The sequence below is a fragment of the [Actinomadura] parvosata subsp. kistnae genome (assembly GCF_900323885.1).
GTDB lineage: Bacteria > Actinomycetota > Actinomycetes > Streptosporangiales > Streptosporangiaceae > Nonomuraea > Nonomuraea composti.
Map to the genome: position 1 here is coordinate 1,354,755 of NZ_OOHJ01000018.1, position 16,375 is coordinate 1,371,129.

13 protein-coding genes are annotated in these 16,375 nt (G+C 71.9%); 3 read left to right on the forward strand and 10 right to left on the reverse strand.

Going from position 1 to position 16,375, the window contains the following annotated elements:
* The 9 genes from KIS93_RS26270 to KIS93_RS26310 form a co-directional block, all read right to left on the reverse strand.
* Nucleotides 1–2,400, reverse strand: coding sequence for a type IV secretion system protein (locus tag KIS93_RS26270; RefSeq protein WP_080045173.1), 2,400 nt, complete (start codon nucleotides 2,398–2,400; stop codon nucleotides 1–3).
* The gene (locus tag KIS93_RS26275) at nucleotides 2,397–4,871 is read right to left on the reverse strand and encodes an ATP-binding protein (RefSeq protein ID WP_080045172.1); all 2,475 of its coding nucleotides are present in this window, start codon (nucleotides 4,869–4,871) and stop codon (nucleotides 2,397–2,399) included. The genes KIS93_RS26270 and KIS93_RS26275 overlap by 4 nt, the downstream gene beginning before the upstream one ends.
* A gap of 47 nt (nucleotides 4,872–4,918) precedes the next feature.
* Nucleotides 4,919–5,791: a MinD/ParA family ATP-binding protein gene (locus tag KIS93_RS26280; protein WP_186404444.1), complete on the reverse strand. Its 873-nt coding sequence runs from the start codon at nucleotides 5,789–5,791 to the stop codon at nucleotides 4,919–4,921.
* Complete coding sequence (locus tag KIS93_RS26285; protein ID WP_186404445.1) at nucleotides 5,674–8,346, reverse strand: TcpE family conjugal transfer membrane protein; 2,673 nt, start codon at nucleotides 8,344–8,346, stop codon at nucleotides 5,674–5,676. Before KIS93_RS26285 ends, KIS93_RS26280 begins: the two co-directional genes overlap by 118 nt.
* Before the next feature lie 54 nt (nucleotides 8,347–8,400).
* The gene (locus KIS93_RS26290) at nucleotides 8,401–8,652 is read right to left on the reverse strand and encodes a hypothetical protein (protein WP_206066822.1); all 252 of its coding nucleotides are present in this window, start codon (nucleotides 8,650–8,652) and stop codon (nucleotides 8,401–8,403) included.
* 81 nt (nucleotides 8,653–8,733) lie between these two features.
* Nucleotides 8,734–9,453, reverse strand: a complete 720-nt coding sequence (locus KIS93_RS26295) for a conjugal transfer protein (protein ID WP_230465791.1) — start codon at nucleotides 9,451–9,453, stop codon at nucleotides 8,734–8,736.
* A gap of 637 nt (nucleotides 9,454–10,090) precedes the next feature.
* Nucleotides 10,091–10,390, reverse strand: coding sequence for a hypothetical protein (locus tag KIS93_RS26300; protein WP_080045168.1), 300 nt, complete (start codon nucleotides 10,388–10,390; stop codon nucleotides 10,091–10,093).
* 219 nt (nucleotides 10,391–10,609) lie between these two features.
* Nucleotides 10,610–11,686, reverse strand: coding sequence for a redox-regulated ATPase YchF (ychF, locus tag KIS93_RS26305; protein ID WP_186404446.1), 1,077 nt, complete (start codon nucleotides 11,684–11,686; stop codon nucleotides 10,610–10,612).
* 11 nt (nucleotides 11,687–11,697) lie between these two features.
* Complete coding sequence (locus KIS93_RS26310) at nucleotides 11,698–12,414, reverse strand: hypothetical protein (protein WP_155129079.1); 717 nt, start codon at nucleotides 12,412–12,414, stop codon at nucleotides 11,698–11,700.
* Between the two features lie 95 nt (nucleotides 12,415–12,509).
* Here KIS93_RS26310 and KIS93_RS26315 point away from each other — a divergent pair, with 95 nt between their 5' ends.
* Nucleotides 12,510–13,766, forward strand: coding sequence for a DNA recombination protein RmuC (locus KIS93_RS26315; protein ID WP_186404447.1), 1,257 nt, complete (start codon nucleotides 12,510–12,512; stop codon nucleotides 13,764–13,766).
* A 14-nt stretch (nucleotides 13,767–13,780) separates the two neighbouring features.
* On the forward strand, nucleotides 13,781–14,293 hold the full coding sequence (locus tag KIS93_RS26320) for a DUF6542 domain-containing protein (protein WP_230465790.1): 513 nt from the start codon (nucleotides 13,781–13,783) through the stop codon (nucleotides 14,291–14,293).
* A 22-nt stretch (nucleotides 14,294–14,315) separates the two neighbouring features.
* Here KIS93_RS26320 and KIS93_RS26325 read toward each other — a convergent pair whose 3' ends face one another.
* Nucleotides 14,316–15,281 carry a 4-hydroxy-3-methylbut-2-enyl diphosphate reductase gene (locus tag KIS93_RS26325; protein WP_080045167.1) on the reverse strand — a complete coding sequence of 322 codons (966 nt, stop codon included), beginning with the start codon at nucleotides 15,279–15,281 and terminating at the stop codon, nucleotides 14,316–14,318.
* A 101-nt stretch (nucleotides 15,282–15,382) separates the two neighbouring features.
* Between KIS93_RS26325 and KIS93_RS26330 the strand changes: the two genes are divergently transcribed.
* The gene (locus KIS93_RS26330) at nucleotides 15,383–16,351 is read left to right on the forward strand and encodes a hypothetical protein (protein ID WP_080045166.1); all 969 of its coding nucleotides are present in this window, start codon (nucleotides 15,383–15,385) and stop codon (nucleotides 16,349–16,351) included.
* Nucleotides 16,352–16,375 lie beyond the last annotated feature (24 nt).

The following is a 16,375-nucleotide window of genomic DNA, read 5'->3' on the forward strand; positions in this document are numbered from 1 at the left end:
TCAGTCCTTGTCCGCGTTGTTCGGCTTGAGCCAGAAGGGCACGTCGGGGCTGTCACCTCCGGAGCCGCCGCCGTCGCGGCTGCTGCGCAGCCAGAGCGGGGGCGCCTCGGAGGTGCGGGACGACGGCTCGTCTGAGCCGAAGATCCGGGGGCCGGACGACGCGCCGCCAGACCTGGAGCTCCCGTTGCCGCCGCCGAAGAGGCCGCCACCGGAGCCGCCGTTCGAGCCGCCTGACCTGCGCGATCCGTTCCCGCCGCCGAAGAGGCCGCCACCGGAGCCGCCGGAGCCCGAGCCGCCGAACAGCCCGCCGCCCGAGCCGCCGCGCGAGCGCGTCCCGCCCGTACGTGAGCCGCCCGACCCGCCGGAACGTGAGCCGCCCGAGCTCGTGGAGCCGCCGAAGCGCGAGGTGCGCGCTCCCGTGCTCCGCGAGCCGCCCGCCGAGCCGCCGGAGCCGCCGCGGCGCGCCCAGCCGCCGCCGGACGCCCCGCCGAACCAGCCGCCCGCCGAGGCGGAACCGCCACCCGAGCCGCCACCCGAGCCGCCGGAAGCCGAACCGCCGCCCGAACCGGAGCCGCCCGAGCCCGAGGCCAGGCCGCCGGTGCCGGAGGAGGCGGCTCTGGGGCCGCCCGCCACCCCGCCGCGCGTGCGGGCCGGGGTGCCGCCCAGGTTGAGCGGCGGCGCGGTGCCCCTGCGGGGTTCGAGCGTGGCGCGTCCGGCCGCCTTGCCGCCCTGCTGGTCGGTGTCGAGCGGCGCGGCCGTGGCCGGGATGCGGGTGCCCGCCGAGACGCCCTCGCCTTCCTCGCCGCGCGCCCGCAGCTGCCCGGCCGCCGCCGTGGTCGCCGCGCCCACCGGGTTGCCCGCCGCGGCCGCCCTGATGAGCGGCTCCGCCTTGCGCAGCCCCCACCGGCCGATCCTGGCCGAGGCGACCGGCGGCAGCGCGCCCGCCGAGCGTTCGAGCACGGACGAGCTCGCGGCCTCGCCCAGCATGCGGGTGGTGACCGTGTGGCCGCTCATCGAGGCGAACAGGTGCTGGAACGGCCGGCGGTAGAAGAACACCGCGATCGTCAGCAACGCCATGAACAGCACCTGCATGCCCCACGGCATGGCCGTCGAGATGATCAGCGCGTACCCGTACACGAGGACGCTGAGCACGATCGTCAGCACCGCCTGCCGCAGCAGCGTGCCGACCAGCATCTCCACCCAGCGCATGGCGATGATCCGGCCGCTGCCCGGATGCACGCCGATGAGCAGGAAGATCGGCCCCAGGATGAGCAGCAGCAGGAAGCCCACCTTCAGCACCAGCAGCGAGACCGCCACGAGGAAGATGAGCAGGCCCGCCACGATGGCCGCGATGAACGCCCCGACGGCGACGCCGAGCCGGTTCGACCAGTCACGGCCGGAGAAGGTGGCGTAGCGGGGGTCGTTCCTGAGCTTGTCGGCGAGCGAGGCGTACTCCGACTGCCTCGCCCCCACGTCGGGGGCCGGCTGGCCGGCCACGGGCTGCGGGATCGACTGCATCTCCAGCACCTTGCGGCCCCAGTCGCGCACGACGGGCTGCTGCGGGTCGGCGGTGCCGAACAGGCCCACCAGCCACGGCTTGCAGACCAGCGTCGACCACAGCGCGTCGGCGTTCTGGTCCACGCCGGGCGTGCCGCTCTGCGCGTACCCGCCGGCCTTGACCTGCGGGTTGGCGTTGCCGGGCGGCGGCAGGCAGGACGCGCCGCCCGCGCCCGGCAGGCCGGAGAAGGCGGAGTTGACCACCTCGCCGGTCTTGTCGGTGACGACCTTGCCCAGGCCGGTGAAGTCGCCGGGCCGGCTGAAGAACCACACCGCCACCGTGACCGCCAGCACCATCCAGATCACGCCTTCGGCGGTGGTGGTGGCGCGCTTGCGGATCAGGCCGTACCAGGCCAGCCAGATGGCGCCGAGGATGACGATCGGACGGAGGTAGGGCCAGTACATGGCGTTGGACAGGTTCGTGACGATGTCGTCGACCACGTCCTTGATGGACTGCAGCGGCCCTTCCGTCGCCGCCGCCTGGTACGTGGTGATCGTCAGCCGGTCGACCGCCTTGGCCGCGGTGAAGATGCCGTTGGCCCACATGTTGCCGAGCACGGCCACGTAGTCGGAGCAGCTCAGCTCGTGCGTGTGCCAGAACTGGCCGCTCATGCCGAACTGGTCGTAGTTCGTGGTCGCCGGCTGCGGGCCGCTCTCGACGACCGGCGGCTGGATCAGGCCGTCGACGCCGCTGCCGACCGGCTCAGGGTAGAGCGGGCCCGACAGGTCGCAGGGAGCCGCCGCGGCGGGGGTGGAGGTGGCGCCCAGCACCATCGGCACCACCAGGACAACGCCGATCAGCGCGAGAACCAGTGCCAGCCGTCGGGATAGCCGGACCTTCATGACCGTACCTCCTGCGCCCTGCCCACGCCCCCTTGAAGATCATGCCCGGTGCCATCGGGTTTGTCGTGCGTTGGATTCGTGTCGAGCCAGCGGAGCAGCTCCTCGGAGATCAGGTCTACTCCGATCCGGCCCGCCCTGCCATCCAGATCGCGGAATACGCATTCGCCGTTTCCCAGCGAGCGCAGCACGGCCTTGTGCTCTTCCGACGGCTCCACCCCGAGCAGGGACATGACGTGGTCCACTTCCACCCGTTCCGTGGACCTGAACGCGAAGACGGACGACAGGCAGTTGGTCACCTGTTCGTTGAGCAGGTCTCCCGCGTTCTGCGAGACCAGCACGAGAGCGGTGTTGCGGGAGCGGCCCATCCGGCTCACCTCGGGCACCAGCTTGGCGCCCTCGGGCGTGGAGGTGATCGCCCACGCCTCGTCCAGGAAGATCGCCTTGGGGGCGCGCCGGTCGAGGCCGTTCATCAGCCTGCGCGCGAACTGGGAGACCAGGTAGAGCAGGGCCACCGACAGCCGCTGCTCGTAGGAGTAGTCCTCCCTGCTCGTGGCCACGTCCGGCAGCGTCAGGCCGCCCAGCGTGAACACGGTCGTCCAGCCCTCGGTGTCGATCTGGTCACCGCCCGACGGGTCGAAGCACAGCCGGGCCAGGTGCATCTCCGACATCGAGCGCAGCACCGCGCCCAGGTTCTTCGACGCCGGGTCGTCGGCCTGCTCCAGGAAGTCCACGACCTTGCCCAGCGACGGGTCCGCGCCGTTCGAGACCGCCGCCACCGCCTGGATCATCGCCGACTCGCGCTCCTCCGACATGCGGGGCAGCAGCAGCCGCAGCGTCTCCGTCGCCATCGTCTTCTTCGCCGCGATGTCGTCGCCGAACGAGAACGGGTCGAGCAGCCCCGGCGCCGCCGACCCCAGCGGGATCACCCGCGCCTTGCGGCCCCGCTTCTCCAGCAGCCGCACCAGCGACTCCGCGTCGCCCTTCGGGTCGATCACCGCCACCGTCACGCCGCGCAACGCCATCTGGTAGATCATCAGCAGCGCGAGCGTGGTCTTGCCGCCGCCCGGCTCACCCGTGATCGCGATGGCCGTCGGCCGGTTGCGGGTCGCCGCCACCAGCGGGTCGAAGTGCACGATGCTGCGCGCCCTGCCGACCGTCTCCCCGATGTACGGGCCCAGCCAGCCCTCGCTGCCCTCACCCAGCCGATCGCCCAGATCGACCGTGGCCGTCGCCATGCCGCCCGCGATCGTGCGCAACGGCTGCCGCTGGGCGTAGGCGTTCAGGCGCACCTTCTCGCCCGGCAGCGACTCGCAGAACAGCGAGAACTGGTCGCCGGTCGAGTTCACCACGTCGATGCCCATGTCGCGGTAGTGCTCCACCACCGCCTCCACCCGCTGCACGCAGATGTCCTCGGTCGGGGCCGAGACGATCAGGCGGTGCCAGCCGTACACGAAAGGCAGCCGCTCCTTCGTGATGCCGTGCTCCAGCATGCGGGCCGCGTCGATCTGCTCCGCCAGCGCCAGCGGCGCCTCCGCGCCCGCCTCCCGGATGTGGTGATCCATGTCGCGGGCGTGCGCCAGCTTGCGCGCCACGTCCTTGGACGCCTTCACCGGCGGGATCAGCCGCATCCGCGAGGAGATCTCCACCGGGAATGGCAACTGGTCCGCGAAGTGCATCCACGGCTCACCGTCGGGGAACGGCATCAGGTCGGGGAACCTCGCGAACGACAGGTACGCCACGTACGAGTCGCCCTGCGGCTGCACGATCCGCAACAACGACCTGCCGTTGTGGATCTCCCCCTCCACCAGCGACTCGATCTCGCCCCTGCCCCACCGCCGGCGCGGGCTCGCCGACGGCGGCGGATCGCCCACCGCCCCGGCCGCCGCGTGCTGGAACAGCCACGCCACCTCGACGGAGGTGGCGTGACGGGCGTACAAGGCGCTCGACGCGAGCGCCCGGCCCAGCCGCTCGGCCTGCTCCGTCCACCGCCCGATCTCGCTGTCGGGCACGTGGTCGTCCTCCATGCCGAGCACCCGCTCCGTCTTCTGGTAGAAGCCGAACAGTTGCGACAACACGCCGCTGCCGAGCTGCTTGCCGCGCGGGCCGAGCCGCACGCCCAGGTAGACCTCCTTCGTCCAGAAGTCCTTCGCCCAGACGTGCCGGTACATCTCCTCCAGGTAGTCGCGCCAGCCCGGCCCCTCGTCGGACGTGGCGTTCAGCGCCATCGCCCACTCCGCGGCCGGATACGTGCGGTGCGCCACCCTCAGGTGGACCTCCGCGTCGGGCATCCTGATCGCCGCCAGCGCGATCGTGATGTTGGTGGCCAGCGCCTCGCGCTCCTCCGGCGTGACGAACTCGTAGCTGACCGTCGGGAGCCGGAAATACGCCCATGCGCAGGTGTCCGTGAGCAGGATGCGGTCGTCGAAGTAGCGGACCGCGAGGCGCTGGTGCGCTCGGGACGCCCTGCTCATGCCGCCCCCTCGGCGCATGAACGGGCCAGACCTGCTCGCTTGTTCACTTAACGTTCACCGATTCTCGTGCCCGGGGGGTCACTCGCCAACTCCTCTTCGCTCGTCCGTACGGTCTGCGCCGCGAAGCCCGCGACCACGACCCCGGCGAGGGCCAGATAGGCCCGCCGCCCGGCCGCGCGCAACTGCCCGGGATCGACCACCTCGGCGCCACCGGGCGCCAGATCGTCCTCCCAGGGGACCCTGACGATGGCCCGGCACCGGCCTCTGGCCACCGACTCCGCCTGCTCGACGTCGGTCATCGAACGCCTGCTCACGCCGTTGACCACCATCACCGCCCGCCTGCGCAGCTCCGCGCAGCCGTGCCCGTCGAGCCACTCGTACGTCATCGCCACCGCCTCCGGCGCCTCCTCGCTCGCCGGAACCACCAGGACGAGCTGGTCCGCGTACGGCAACAACCGGGCCGCCAGAGCGGCGGCCGGGTCGATGACGGCCAGCTTGTAGTGGCGGTCGAGCAGGCGCATGGATTCGCCGAGCCGGTGGTCGGAGAAGAAGGACCGATCCGCGAGCCGCTGCTCGGCGCCCGCGTCGGTGTCCGCGCTGACCACCTCCAGGCCGGAGGCGGTCCGCGTGGTGTAACCCCGCATCGTGAGATAGCCGCTGACCCGGTCGAGCCCCGACAGCAACGACGTCAGGGTCTCGGGGGTCTCCGGCTGGATCTTGCTGGTCAGCGAGCCGCCGCCGGTGTTGGCGTCGACGGCCACGATCCTGTCGTCACGCACCTGGGCGAGAGTGTGCCCCAGCATCAGCGCCGTCGTCGTCTGCCCGGCCCCGCCCGTACACCCCAGCACGACGACCCGCCGGCCGCCGCTGAACACGCCCCTGGCGCGCGCCTCGTCGATCTCCGACCCGTCGGTCCGCACCCCGCCGCCCCCACGACGACCTGCGCGATCCTCCGCCACCCACCGGAGTCCCGCCCCACGACGGACTCGACCCTGCGCACCTTCCCCTCACCGGGCCTGGGCCCCGGCACGGGCGCAACCACATCCCCAGCCTGCCCACCCCGCCCCGCGCCGGTCACCTCGTGCGCCACGCTGGTCGCCTCGTGCGCTACGTCGGCCCGCTCGGGCGGCGCATCAGCCCGCTCGGCCGCCACGCCACTCGGTCCGGGCACCGCCTCGGCCCACCCGGGCGCTACTCCAGTCGGCTCAGACGCCACATCGGTCGGTCCGGGTTCCGCATCGCTCGGTCCGGGCTCCGCGCCGGCACGCATCGGTACCGCACCGGCCCGCTCCGTCACCGGCCCGCGCGCTGCACGGGTTGCCCGAGCACCGGGCCTACCGGCGTCGCGAACGCTCGCCGCCTCACGCCGCTCCTGGGACACGTCATCGGCAGGCGCCTCCGCGCTGGGGGCGCTCGCCACCTCACGCTCACCAGCCGGGCGTGCATCCTCGCCCCCCGCAGGCGGCCCAGCCTCGGGAACGGCGGACAGCCTGTGCTCCGGCGCCGCCGAGCGGTCGCCCGCCGTCTCACGCCGCTCCTGGGCCTCGCCATCACCGGGCGCGGCCAGGCGGTCAGCGGGCGCCGCCTTGCGCTCACCAGCCGGGCGCGCGCCCTTGTGAGCCGCAGGTGGCCCAGCCTTGGGCGCGGCGGGCAGCCTGTGCTCGGCCGCCGCCGCCGGGCGCTCCTCAGGTGCCGCCTCGTGGCCGCCCTCCGCCTCGCGCCGCTCCTGGACCTCGCCATCACCGGGCGCGGCCAGGCGGTCCGCTGGCGACGGGTCGCGGTCGCTCGCTGCCTCGCGCTCCTCAGCCGGGCGCGTGCCCTCGTGAGCCGCCTCACGCTCGACCACCGCCGACGGCCCGGCCTCGGGCGCGGGGGGCAGCCTGTGCTCGGCCGCCGCCGGGCGGACCTCAGGCGCCGCCTCACGGCCGCTCGCCGCCTCGTCGCCGGGTTCGTCGGTCGTCGACGCTACGTCGTCTCCTGCCGCCGTGGCGTCGAGCTCTCCTGCCGCCGTGGCGTCGAGGTCGTCGGCCGCCGCCACGTCGCCGTCCGCCGCCGGTGCGGGGCTGCTGTCCTCCGTGGCCGGTTCCGGTTCCTGGGCCTCGTCGATCGCCTCGGGGGCCGTCAGGGCTTCGGCGGGCGCCTCCGGTGCGGCGGCCTGCGGCTGGTCGTGCGCCGCCTCACCCGAGCCCGACGCCCCACCCGAGCCCGTCGCCTTGCCCGAGATCGTCGCCTCGCCCGGGCTCGCCACGTCGTCCGGAGCCGGGTGCGACGGTGCCGGGGCGGTGGGCTCGCGATCTCCTGCAGCCCCCCGCGTGGCAGGCCGGGGCAGGGGCTTGGCGTTCGGGTTGAGTGGGGGCCAGACGCGTGGCGACGCACCCGGAAGCACCAGGCCCGTCTGGGGCAGCCGGGGTGGCTGGCCCTTTCTGTGCTGGTCTCTGGCGACCTCGTCCTCGCCCCGTCCCGGCCTCCTGCGCACCTCGGGCTCGGCGGCGGTTTCGGGTGGGGCGTCGGCGCTGGCCGCGAGGCGGCGCAGCCGGCGCAGTGCCTCGGTGTCGATGGGCTTGCCGGCCGCGGGCTTGCGGCTCTCCGCGGTCTTGATGGGCACGCCAGCCTCGCGCGCGGCCACCGTCTCCGCGCTCAGCTCCTCATGAGCGCCCAAGGGATCTGCGTCGGGCTTCTGCTCGGTGACCGCGCCCCCTGCGCCCGTGTCCTCGGCAGCCGTTTCGCTTGTGTCAACGGCACCCTCATCGGGGGTCTCCCGCTCGACGAGGTCCGCGTCGACGTACTGCGTGCCGGGCGATCCGTGGGCGGTGCCGACCGCTTCGTCCAGAAGGGACACCGGCCGCCCGGCACTCCCTTCCTCAAGCCACGTGGACGGTGCGGGGGCGCCTTGGCGTACCCGGCCCTTGAGGGCGGGGGCGGTGCCGCGGCGGGTGCCCCAGCCGGTGCGGGACGGCGGCTCGGCGACGGGGGCCTGGGCGGCGGCGGCTGCGGCGGCGGCGGCGGCGACCGCGGGGCGGACCTGGCGGGGCCCGGTGAGCCGCTGGCTGTCGCGCTTGCGCTGTGGCTGGCGGGCCTTGCGGGGCGCCTTCGCCTTGGCGCGGGCGGGCGCGGTGCGCCACACGCGGCCGGAGAACGTGACGACCTCGGGCTCGGAGCTGGGCGCCAGGCGGTACCACGCCTTGGGCTGGCCCAGGTAGCGAAGCTGGGACTCCAGCAGCTCGGTGAGTCGTTTGCCCTCGATGACGGGACGGGTGGACAACCACGTCACGATGCCCGGCGGCACCAGGAACAGCACGTGCCAGGGCATCTGCACCGGCACGCCCACCAGGACCAGCAGGAGCGACCACGGGACGAACACCCCGACGAACACGCCGATCCAGACGATGGGCAGCGGCATCGGGAGCCGTAGGTCGTACAGCTTGTACAGCCGCTTCTCTATCCGCCAGATGTTCGTATATGTGGGCAGGTCCACACGGTCCTCCTCTCCACCCGCTCGTTCATGACCACCGCGAAGCGGTCTCAACCCTTATTTGATGCCCAGTGCGCCCGCGATGGCCCGCGCTGTCACCTCGATGATGTTGGGCACGTAGAAGATCACTCCGATGGCCACGGCCAGTATCAGGAACTGCACGAAACGCGTGATCTCGCGGGTGAAGAGGAAGAAGAGCGCGACCACGGAGACGACAACGAGGAACAAGGGGGCGAAGAAGGCGCGCAGGAAGTTGGCGAGCCCTCCGGTGTCGATGCCGGTCGACACCGGGGTCGGTGTCGGCGACATCTCGATCAAGGTGAGCACTACGGTCTTCAAGGTCACTTCTTGTCCTCCCGGGGGGTACCTGGCGGCGGCGCGGCCGTGCCTCTATCCGGCGACGCGGCCGCCACCGCGGATGTCGGCGACGAACCACTTGTCGCCCTGCTTTTCCACGGTCAGGCGGTAGACCTGCTCCAGCGTGCCGCCGACCGCCGCCGGGTCGGTGGCGTTGGGAGTGGGCGGTGCGTCGCCGTTGTTCACGGCCCACACCACGACCGCCTGGATCTCTCTGGTGGCACCCCCCACAGGCACCACGATTTCCTTGAGCTGCGAGAAGGTGAAGGCGCCGCCGAAGCTGGGCAGGCTCTTGCCGGCGGCGACGTAGCGTTGCAGCGCGTTGGCGTCTCCGGACGCGTACTCCTTGAAGAATCCTTCGAGCTGGGGCTTGAGTTCGGCGGCGGCCGCGTCGTCGGTCTCGGGCGGGGCCACCTGGGGGAGGTCGGCCGGGGCCGGGGCGGGCAGGATCGCCGGGCGGCCCGCCACGACGAAGCGGCGGCCGGCGTCGTCGCCGGAGTAGTAGATCGGCACCGACAGCAGCATCCGGCGCGGGCCGGACTGGAAGGCCACGCTGACCACGGCGTTGTGGGCGTCGCTCGGCTCGATGTCGTACGGCTGGATCGCGACGGCGGCCAGCTTGCCGTAGCCGTCCCAGCCCATCTGCGGGTCCATGCCCTCGGCGAGGAACGCCGCGAGCTTGTTGGACCTGCTGGCCGCGTCTTCAGGACTGAAATTCAGATAGACCCCCGCGAACTGGGCGGCGAAAGCCATGCCTCGGTCCGTGGGGAATCCCTTGTCGGCCTGCGCGGCGACATTGGACGAAGCAGGCTCTTGCTGCGTAAACCGCTCAAATGGGGCACGAATCCCATTCACCACGATAACCACAATAAGCGCCCAGAGAATGACGCGGCCGGTCCACACCAGCCACCGGCCGCCGCCACCCGACCAGCCGCCGCGCCGCGGCCGGCGGGGCGGCGGCGCCTCGAAGTCAGCCGTGTCAAGGGTTGCGGAAAGCCCGGGCCCGTCAGCGATCCGAGGATCGTGCTGGACGGTAGACCTACGAGCCATCACGCCTCCGCTCGCGCCGATCCCCCCGGCTGGCGCGGTGTCGTCCGTTGCCGATCCTCATCATCCGCGGTGAAGTAGTCACCCTATCCGGTCTCCGCCATTGTTCCGAGAAAGCCACGCCCATGCTGCGGCATGACCCTCCCCACCGGCAAACCGGGCCCGCATGACAGGCCACAGTGCCGATTCCTATCAGTCCCCGTTGGAATCGGCTTTTGACCAGGCCAGACGCCTAAAATCGCATAGCTCGGCGGCCACGGATTCCTGTCCAAAACAGGCATGGACCTGTCTCGACCTGCGGAATCGGCATGGGATCGGCACAGGTCGAATCATCGGAGGTTCGTCAGGCCGGCTCGGGATCCTGGGTCGGGCGCGCCGGGCGCCTGCTGTGGAGGTCGACGACGGTCGGCCGCACCGATCGCTCCAGCGAGCCGCGGAGGTCGGCCAGCATCTCGGCGGGCTCGCGCTCACGCATGCGCGTCGCCATCTCGATGCGCTCGTCCACCTTCCTGCGGAGGTACGCCTCGCGGTTGACCCGCAGGCCGTACATGAGCTCGACCCTGATCAGGGCCAGCTCCTCCTCGAGGCTGATGCCCGCGAGCGTGGGCGACGAGCGCCGCTTCCTGATGATGCGACGGAACATGAGGGCCTCCCGAGTCAGCGTGAACGCCGTGACGATTCGACGCGCGGGGGCCCAAAGTGGTTGACGCGTCAGCTGTCCCGGCAGCAAACGTTCAGTCACTTCCGGGGAGTCAGACGTCTCAGGGGGCTTCGCCGCCGTCCGCCGTCGGTAACCTACCGTAGCGAAGGCTCGCGCTACGTGATTGGACGAACGGCGGGCTCCGCGTCGCCCCGCCCCCCGTCAGACGTTGAAGCGGAACTCCACGACGTCGCCGTCACGCATCACGTAGTCCTTGCCCTCGATGCGCGCCTTGCCCGCCGAGCGGGCGTTGGCGATCGAGCCGGCCTCCACCAGGTCGTCGAAGGAGACGACCTCGGCCTTGATGAAGCCACGCTGGAAGTCGGTGTGGATGACGCCGGCCGCCTCGGGCGCGGTGGCGCCCTTGCGGATCGTCCAGGCCCTGGTCTCCTTCGGCCCGGCCGTCAGGTACGTCTGCAGGCCCAGCGTCTCGAAGCCGACCCGGGCGAGCTGGCGCAGCCCCGACTCCTCCTGGCCCACCGACTGCAGCAGCTCCAGCGCCTCCTCCTCGTCGAGCTCCACCAGCTCCGACTCGATCTTGGCGTCGAGGAACACGGCCTCGGCCGGGGCCACCAGCGTCGAGAGCTGCTCCCTGAGCGCGGTGTCGGTCAGCTCGTCGGCGTCGAGGTTGAACACGTACAGGAACGGCTTGGCCGTCAGCAGGTGCAGCTCGCGCAGCTCGTCGCGGTCGAGACCGCTCTCGAAGATGGTCTTGCCGGTCTCCAGGACGGCCAGGGCGGCCTCGGCGGCCTCCAGGGCGGCCTTCTTGTCCTTGTTGTTGCGCGCCTCCTTCTGCAGGCGCGGTACGGCCTTCTCGACCGTCTGCAGGTCGGCCATGATCAGCTCGGTGTTGATCGTCTCGATGTCGCGCTTCGGCGAGATCTCACCGTCGACGTGCGTCACGTCGGGGTCGCTGAAGACGCGGATGACCTGGCAGATCGCGTCGGTGTCGCGGATGTTGGCGAGGAACTGATTGCCCCTCCCCTGCCCCTCCGAGGCGCCCTTGACCAGGCCCGCGATGTCGACGAACTCGACCTTGGCGGGCAGGATGCGGGCCGAGCCGAAGATCTCGGCCAGCACGGGCAGCCGGTCGTCGGGCACGCCGACGATGCCCACGTTGGGCTCGATGGTGGCGAACGGGTAGTTCGCCGCGAGCGCGTTGCCGGTCTTGGTCAGCGCGTTGAAGAGCGTGGACTTACCGACGTTGGGCAGGCCGACGATGCCGATGGAGAGACTCACGGACAGCGAGTTTACTTGCTGAGCACGTCCAGACAGGTCACGGGACGGTAGCCCTCGTCGGCGCGCAGGTAGCGGCGCGAGCTCGGCGGGCAGCGGGCGGGCGCGACCTCGAACGACAGGACCCTCGCCCAGGCGTGCGGGGAGTCGCAGGGCACGCGCGTGACGGCGGAGCGGGCGATCACGTCGGTGGCGGGCTCGGCCACGCACGAGCCGCGGTCGAGCACCTGGCCGCCGCGCCCGAGGCAGACGACCTGGGACTCGCCGTCGAGGGTGTCGAGGGTGCCGTCGGGGCAGCCGGCCGGCTCGACGGCGAGGGCGAGCGCCCTGCCGTACCAGCCGGGGCGCGAGCAGGCCCGCTCGCGGCCGTCGAGCGTGACGCAGTCGCCCGGCCGCAGCACGCCACCGCCGCGGCCGGGATCGCCCGGATGCGGCTCCAGGAAGTTGCGCACGCACGCCGTGCGGCCCGCGCCGACCCGCAGGACGGCGTCGGTGTCGGCCGGGCACTCGCCGGGCCCCGGCGGGTCGGAGGCCAGGGCCAGCACCTCGGAGTCGCCGCCGTTGCAGGCGGTCAGGGCCAGCTCGCCGGTGACGCACGCGCCGGGCGTCCAGCGCAGCACCGGGCGGGGCTGCGTCGCCTTCCCCGAGGCCGCGATGACCGCGCCGGCCAGCGCGACCAGGGCCGCCGTCACGGCCAGACCCGCGGCGGCGAGCTTCGGTACCGTATCCATCCCCGTACTGTGCGTGACTGGTGACATGGCGCACAAGCGGAACGCCCAAGCGTGTCGGGAAGAATCGCGCCCGGCATCCTGCGATCATCGTTGGAGTGGACGTCGTGTCGCTTCTCATCGGTCTCGCCGTCGGCCTGCTCGTGGGGTTCCTGGTGGCCAGGACGCGGGCGGCGGTGCGCGTGGCCGAGGCCGACGCGCGGGCCAGGTCCGCCGCCGAGAAGCTGGTCTACGTCGAGGAGCAGCTGGCCGAGCGGTTCCAGGCGCTGTCCACGCGGGCGCTCGACGTCAACAACATCCGCTTCCTGGAGCTGGCCGAGACCAGGCTCGCGGCCACCCGCGCGGAGGCCGCCGGCGACCTGGAGCAGCGCAAGCAGGCCGTCGAGCACCTGGTCGAGCCGCTGAAGGACGCGCTGGCCCGGGTCGAGTCGCAGCTGCGCGACACCGAGTCGGGGCAGCGGGCGGCGCGGGCGGAGCTGGCCCAGCAGATGGAGTTCGTCCGCCAGAGCCACGAGCAGCTGCGCGCCCAGACCACCGCCCTCGTGCGGGCCCTGCAGCGGCCCGAGGCGCGCGGCCGGTGGGGGGAGCTGCAGCTGCGCAGGGTCGCCGAGATCGCCGGCATGCAGCGCTACTGCGACTTCGACGAGCAGGTCACCGAGGGCTCCATGCGGCCCGACATGGTCGTGCGGCTCGCCGGCGGCAAGAACATCGTGGTCGACTCCAAGGTCTCGCTGGCGGCCTACCTGGAGGCCGCGGAGGCGTCCGACGAGTCGCTGGCGAGCGTCCGCCTCGACGCGCACGCCCGGCACGTACGCGAGCACATCGACCGGCTGGCGGCCAAGTCGTACTGGCAGGGGTTCAACCCGTCGCCCGAGTTCGTGGTGCTGTTCATCCCCGGGGAGGCGTTCCTCGCGCCCGCGCTCGAACGCGACCCCGGGCTGCTGGAGTACGCCATGACCCGGCGCGTGCACATCGCCACCCCCACCACGCTCATCACGATGCTGCGCACCGCGCACTACGCCTGGCAGCAGGCCGCGCTCAGCGAGAACGCGCGGGCCGTGTTCGAGCTGGGCAAGGAGCTGTACGAGCGGCTGTCGTCCCTCGGCAGGAACGTCGAATCGCTGGGCAAGGCGCTGACCCGGGCCGTGGAGGCGTACAACAAGTCGGTCGGATCGCTCGAAAGCCGCGTCCTGGTCACGGCGCGCAAGCTGCACGATCTCGGCGTCGTCGACGGCGACCTCGACGCGCCCGACATGCTCGAAGGGCTGCCCAGGCCGCTGGCCTCCCCCGAACTGCTCGAAACCTCATCTCTGATAACCCACGCGAACGGTAAGTTGGCAGGCGGGTCGCAGTAAATGGGGGTGGGGCAGTGGTGGGTGAGAAGGGCAGGCGCTCGGCGGTCAGGCTGACGGCACGCGGCGCCATCGCGCTCGCCCTGGTCGCCACCCTGGCCGGCTACGTGCTGGCGGCCGTGTTCGGGGTGGAGCAGATCGTCGGGGCCGCGTTCGTGCTGGCCAGCGTGCTCGGGGTGGTGCTGGTCAACCGGCGCGAGCTGCTGTCGCTGGTCGTGACGCCGCCGCTGGTGTTCTTCTGCGCGACGCTGTTCGTGGAGCTCGGGCGGGCGTTCGGCTCGGTGTCGATCGTGCAGTCGCTCGCGCTCGGCCTCTACACGTCGATGACGCGCGGGGCGCCGTGGCTGTTCGCGGGCTCGGCGCTGGTGCTGGGCGTCGCGTGGCGGCGCGGGCTGCGCGACAACGTACGGGAGCTGCGCGAGGAGCTGAAGGCGGGCGCGGAGGTGTCGCGCCCGCGCCAGCCGTTCGTGCCGGAGCCCGAAGGGTACTTCGAGCCCAAGGTGTACGGGACCCCGCGCGGCGAGGACTGATTTTCAGGAGGCGCGCGCAGGATCAGGACGCGCGCAGGTCCTTGCGCAGCTCGTGGGGCAGGGCGAAGCGCATGCTCTCCTGCACCGGCTCGACCTCCGTCACGTCGCCGAACCCGTGCGTGGCCAGCTTCGCAAGCACCTCCTCCACCAGCTCCTCCGGCACCGAGGCGCCGCTGGTGACGCCGACCGTGGTGACGCCATCGAACCACTCGTCGCGGATGAAGTCGGCGTTGTCCACAAGGTACGACGCCTGCGCGCCGTAGTCCTTCGCCACCTCGACCAGGCGCTTGGAGTTGGACGAGTTCTCGGACCCGACGACGATGACGAGCTGCGACTCGGCCGCGATCTCCTTGACCGCCGTCTGCCGGTTTTGCGTGGCGTAGCAGATGTCGTCGCTCGGCGGGTCGATCAGCGTCGGGAAGCGCTCCTTGAGCCGGGCCACGGTCTCGGTCGTCTCGTCGACCGACAGCGTGGTCTGCGACAGCCACACCAGCTTGCTCGGGTCCTTCACCTGCACCTTGTCGACCGAGTCGAGGCCGTCGACGAGCTGGATGTGGTCGGGCGCCTCACCGGAGGTGCCCTCCACCTCCTCGTGGCCCTCGTGCCCGATCAGCAGGATGTCGTAGTCGTTCGCCGCGAATCTCTTGGCCTCGTTGTGTACCTTCGTCACCAGCGGGCAGGTGGCGTCGATGGTACGCAGGCCGCGCTGCCTGGCCTCCTCGTGCACCGCCGGCGAGACACCGTGGGCGGAGAAGACCACGATCTCCCCCTCCGGCACCTCCTCGGTCTCGTCGACGAAAATGGCGCCCCTGGCCTCGAGCGTCTTCACGACGTGCGTGTTGTGGACGATCTGCTTACGGACGTAGATAGGGGCGCCGTACTGCTCCAGGGCCTTCTCGACCGCAACCACGGCTCGATCGACTCCGGCACAGTAGCCCCGCGGCTTGGCTACGAGGACTCGGCGGGAAGAGGGGGTCTGGGGCTCCATACTTCTTATGCTACGTGGAGCGGCCATCTGGCCCGCGCGTGCGTGGTTGCCCACGGTTTGCCAGACTAGCCGTCCCATACTGACCTCCCAGGGAGACGTTCATGTCCCTCAGCGACGTGATACGCAACATCGCAAGAACCGTCACCAACAAGGACGAGCTCAAGGAGAAGGCGAAGGACCTGCCGCTGCTCGTCGTCCAGACCACGCTCAGCGCCGCCGGGCAGGCCCTGCTCGTCGTCGACCGGGTGAAGAACTCCATCAAGGGGCTCGGCAGCAAGGAGGAGCGCGAAGAGGAGTACGACTCCCGGCCCACCGCCGCCGAGCAGGTCGCCGCCGCTCCCGCCGCTCCCGCCGCTCCCTCCGAGACCGCCGAGGACAAGGCGGAGGAGAAGCCGGCGCGCAAGGAGCCGGTCATCTTCGCGCCGCGGTCGAAGCCCGCCGAGCCGAACGGCGTCGCCAAGACCAAGCCCGACCCCGTCATCTTCACGCCCGCCAAGCCCGAGCCCGCCCCGGAGCCCGCCCCGGAGCCGGCGCCGGAGCCGGCCGCCAAGGCTGCCGAGCCTGAGGCCGCCCCCAAGGCCGCCGAGAGCAAGGCCGCCACCGACACCATCGCCGAGCCCGAGGCCGCCCCCGCCGAGCCGCAGGCCGCCGAGGCCAAGGCCGCTGAGGCCAAGGCCGCTGAGGCCAAGGCCGCTGAGGAGGCGCAGGTCGCCCCGGCCGCCCCCAAGGCGGTGGAAGAGCCCGCCGTGGAGGAGCCCGCCGCCAAGCCGAAGGCCGCCAGGAAGCCCAAGGCCGCGAAGCCCGCCGAGCCCGCCGCGGCCCTCGATCCCGCGGTCGCGCCCGAGCCGGCCGCCGCGTCCGAGCCGGCCGTGGCCCCCGCCGGCGTGAACCTGGCCGAGCCGCTGCCCGGCTGGCCCAGCCTGACCGTCGCCTCCCTGCGCGCCAGGATGCGCGGCAAGACGGCCGAGCAGATCGGCGACTTCCTCGCGTACGAGCAGGCGACGACCGCGCGTCCCGACGTCATCAAGATGTTCGAGAACCGTCTCGCCAAGCTGCAGGCCGGCGAATAGGTCACCCCCACCGCGTAGTCTTCC

What these genes read in the sequence shown, in the direction of transcription:
- KIS93_RS26275 (WP_080045172.1), bottom strand. Translation starts at nt 4,871, where the DNA reads ATGAGCAGGGCGTCCCGAGCGCACCAGCGCCTCGCGGTCCGCTACTTC.
- KIS93_RS26270 (WP_080045173.1), bottom strand. Translation starts at nt 2,400, where the DNA reads ATGAAGGTCCGGCTATCCCGACGGCTGGCACTGGTTCTCGCGCTGATC.
- KIS93_RS26290 (WP_206066822.1), bottom strand. Translation starts at nt 8,652, where the DNA reads ATGTCGCCGACACCGACCCCGGTGTCGACCGGCATCGACACCGGAGGG.
- KIS93_RS26300 (WP_080045168.1), bottom strand. Translation starts at nt 10,390, where the DNA reads ATGTTCCGTCGCATCATCAGGAAGCGGCGCTCGTCGCCCACGCTCGCG.
- KIS93_RS26310 (WP_155129079.1), bottom strand. Translation starts at nt 12,414, where the DNA reads ATGGATACGGTACCGAAGCTCGCCGCCGCGGGTCTGGCCGTGACGGCG.
- KIS93_RS26295 (WP_230465791.1), bottom strand. Translation starts at nt 9,453, where the DNA reads ATGGCTTTCGCCGCCCAGTTCGCGGGGGTCTATCTGAATTTCAGTCCT.
- KIS93_RS26325 (WP_080045167.1), bottom strand. Translation starts at nt 15,281, where the DNA reads ATGGAGCCCCAGACCCCCTCTTCCCGCCGAGTCCTCGTAGCCAAGCCG.
- KIS93_RS26330 (WP_080045166.1), top strand. Translation starts at nt 15,383, where the DNA reads ATGTCCCTCAGCGACGTGATACGCAACATCGCAAGAACCGTCACCAAC.